This is a genomic window from Brasilonema octagenarum UFV-OR1 (assembly GCF_963888615.1).
GTDB classification, from domain to species: Bacteria; Cyanobacteriota; Cyanobacteriia; order Cyanobacteriales; family Nostocaceae; genus Brasilonema; species Brasilonema sennae.
This window is the reverse complement of sequence record NZ_CAWPKW010000017.1, coordinates 1-946: the sequence shown is the minus strand read 5'-3', so window position 1 is coordinate 946 and position 946 is coordinate 1. Positions and strand designations below refer to the sequence as shown.

2 protein-coding genes are annotated in these 946 nt (G+C 39.3%); both read left to right on the top strand.

Features of this window, described 5'->3' with window-relative positions; genetic code table 11:
• Nucleotides 1-98: 98 nt before the first annotated feature.
• Nucleotides 99-818, top strand: coding sequence for a type I-D CRISPR-associated protein Cas5/Csc1 (cas5d, locus tag AC5590_RS00900; protein WP_169269022.1), 720 nt, complete (start codon nt 99-101; stop codon nt 816-818).
• A gap of 61 nt (nt 819-879) precedes the next feature.
• Nucleotides 880-946 (top strand): hypothetical protein (locus AC5590_RS00895; protein WP_248277455.1); only part of this gene is annotated, 67 nt, incomplete at its 3' end.

Here is a 946-nt window from a genome sequence, read left to right as displayed (position 1 = left end):
GCATATGCTCAAACATGGGTTGTGAAACCAGCCAAGAAAGAAAGTAAAAAAGATTCTAAGAGTCAGAAAAAAGCTGGTGCAGTTGCGGAGTAAGCAAGATGACAATTATTTACCACTGTCAGCTAGAACTCCACGACAGCTTATATTACGCAACTCGTGAGATAGGAAGACTCTACGAAACAGAGCTAGTCATTCACAATTACGCACTTTGCTATGCATTGGGATTAGTAGATAGTGAAATCTACTCTACAACTGTTGCAGAAGAACATTCCTATCGTTACTTTTGTCCTGAACAAGTTCCCAAATATGAGGAGCATCTAACACCGCTCAATTACCAGAGCATTTACATCACTCCAGCGCATTCAATTAACCATAATACCATTCTCAATACCTGGAAGTATGCTAATAACAACTACCATGTTGAAATGGAGAAAACTCAAAAAAACATTCCTAGTTTTGGTAGAGCAAAAGAGATTGCACCAGAAAGTCAGTTTGAGTTTTTTGTGATTTCTCAAAAGCAACTCAGACTACCAAAATGGATTCGCTTGGGTAAGTGGATGAGTAAAGCAGAAGTACAGACTCAAGAAGTAACCAAATTAGAATTAAAAACTGGTAACTTCACTTTCCCCTACCCATTGAATCCCCTTGATGTGATGTTTACCCATCAAGTCGTTAGCTACGACGTAGTTAATATGCCTCCTGTCAGTCTGATTCAAAATGTCAGCATTCGCCAAGGACAATATTACGAGTTTGAAAATCCAAACAAGTCTGAAAAACTAAGACTTCCAGCCAAAATGCAGTATCGGTTTAAGGGTTAAATCGTGCAGGGTGGGTAATACTCACCCTAAAATCCAATAACACTAAAATCCAAAATTAAATATGCCTCACAGTCTCGTCCTTAACCTCATCCCCCAATCTCCCATCTACCCCGAATTCCTCACAGGTA